At 67.3% G+C, this 2,000-nt stretch carries 2 protein-coding genes and 1 pseudogene; 2 read left to right on the top strand and 1 reads right to left on the bottom strand.

Annotated elements, in window-relative coordinates:
• Positions 1-647: DNA mismatch repair endonuclease MutL (gene mutL / locus VF649_RS04305; RefSeq protein WP_331010725.1), on the bottom strand; the 647-nt coding region annotated here is incomplete at its 3' end.
• Positions 648-758: 111 nt separating this feature from the next.
• On the opposite strand from mutL, the gene VF649_RS04300 reads away from it, so the two are divergent.
• Both VF649_RS04300 and VF649_RS04295 read left to right on the top strand, forming a co-directional pair.
• The gene (locus tag VF649_RS04300; RefSeq protein WP_331010724.1) at positions 759-1,799 is read left to right on the top strand and encodes a rod shape-determining protein; all 1,041 of its coding nucleotides are present in this window, start codon (positions 759-761) and stop codon (positions 1,797-1,799) included.
• Positions 1,800-1,811: 12 nt separating this feature from the next.
• Positions 1,812-2,000 (top strand): annotated as a pseudogene (locus tag VF649_RS04295) (rod shape-determining protein MreC); the annotation flags it as partial.

The following is a 2,000-nucleotide window of genomic DNA, read 5'->3' as shown; positions in this document are numbered from 1 at the left end:
GACAGCAGCTCGCGATCGGTCAGCGCCGCGACCCGCGCCGGCCGGCTGTCCTGCGGCGTCACCGCGATCGTCCGCCGCCCGTCATGTTCCAGCGAAAATCCGATCTCCGGCCGCGCCATCGCCAGCCGCTTCACCACATCGACGCAGGCCGCATATTCGGATCTTGGCGACCGCAGGAACTTGCGCCGCGCCGGCACCCGTTCGAACAGCCCTTCAACCCGGATGCGCGTGCCCGGCGGGATCGCGGCCGGGCCATCGGCCGCGACGACTCCATGATCCACGGTGCGCGACCACCCCTCCCCGCCCCGCACCCGGCTTTCAATCGTCATCCGCGCGACGCTGGCGATCGAGGGCAACGCCTCACCCCGAAAACCGAGCGTCCGGACGTCCTCGATCGCCTCGTCGGGCAGCTTGGACGTGGCATGCCGCTCCAGCGCCAGCGCAATGTCGTCGCGCGCCATGCCATGCCCGTCGTCGACCACCTCGATCCGCGAAATTCCGCCGTCACCCAAGGATATCGCGATCCGCGACGCCCCGGCATCGATCGCATTCTCGACCAGTTCCTTCAACGCCGCGGCCGGCCGTTCGACCACCTCGCCCGCCGCGATGCGATTCACCAGATGCTCGGGGAGGCGACGTATTGACATGCCCCGCCCTGTAGCCCAAGCGCCGGGTCTCCGCGAGCCGTCGATCACTCCAGCAATTCCGTGATCGGCGGATGGGGCACGCGATCCTATTCGGACCAGATGGGCGGGAAGATGATTTTTTCGCGATTGTTCAAGATTATGTCGCACGACATGGCGATCGACCTCGGGACCGCCAATACGGTCGTGTACCTGCGCGGGCGGGGAATCGTGCTCAACGAACCTTCGGTCGTGGCGATCGAAACCATCAACGGCGTCAAGAAAGTGCGCGCGGTCGGCGACGATGCCAAGATGATGATGGGCAAGACCCCCGACAGCATCGAGGCGATCCGCCCGATGCGTGACGGCGTCATCGCCGACATCGACGTCGCCGAACAGATGATCAAGCATTTCATCCAGAAGGTTCACGGCCAACGGCGGTTTCCGCGCTGGCCCGAAATCGTGATCTGCGTGCCGTCGGGATCGACCAAAGTGGAACGCCGCGCCATCCGGGACGCCGCGTCCAATGCCGGCGCTTCGCAGGTCTGGCTGATCGAAGAGCCGATGGCGGCCGCGATCGGCGCGGGCATGCCGGTCACCGAGCCGATCGGGTCGATGGTGGTCGATATCGGCGGCGGCACGACGGAGGTCGCGGTGCTGTCGCTGCGGGGCCTCGCCTATACCACGTCGGTGCGGGTCGGCGGCGACAAGATGGACGAGGCGATCGCCTCCTATGTCCGCCGCAACCACAATCTGCTGATCGGCGAAGCCACGGCGGAGCGCATCAAGAAGGAAGTCGGCACGGCCAAGATGCCGGCGGACGGCAAGGGCACCACCATCCACATCAAGGGCCGCGATCTCGTCAACGGCGTGCCGAAGGAAATCTCGATCACGCAGGCGCAGATCGCCGAGGCGCTGACCGAACCGGTGGCGGCGATCGTCGAAGGCGTCCGCATCGCGCTGGAAAATACCGCGCCCGAACTGGCGGCCGACATCGTGGATCAGGGCATCGTGCTCACCGGCGGCGGCGCGCTGCTGCAGGGCATTGACGAAGTGCTGCGCGAGGAAACCGGCCTGCCGGTCACCGTGGCGGAAGATCCGCTGACCTGTGTCGCGCTGGGAACCGGTCGTGCGCTGGAAGACCCGGTGTTCCGCGGCGTCCTCCTCACCGCCTAAGAACCGGTCGGGATGGCGCCGCCCAAGCACAGGCGCCCCGGTTTTTCCCGCCGGGCGCAATATGGCCTCTTCGCGGGCTATGTGATCGCGACCGTCGGCGTCATCGTGGCGCTGGCGCTGGTCGCTGCGTGGCGTCTGGATCCGGCGGCATTCGCGGCCATCCGCGGCGTGGCGCTGGATGCGACCGCCCCGATCACCGGG

This window comes from Sphingomonas sp., from assembly GCF_036387535.1.
Lineage (GTDB): Bacteria > Pseudomonadota > Alphaproteobacteria > Sphingomonadales > Sphingomonadaceae > Sphingomonas_R.
This window is presented reverse-complemented; position numbering and strand designations above follow the sequence as displayed.

Coding starts and splice junctions, on each gene's coding strand:
- VF649_RS04300 (WP_331010724.1), top strand. CDS start 759: ATGATTTTTTCGCGATTGTTCAAGATTATGTCGCACGACATGGCGATC.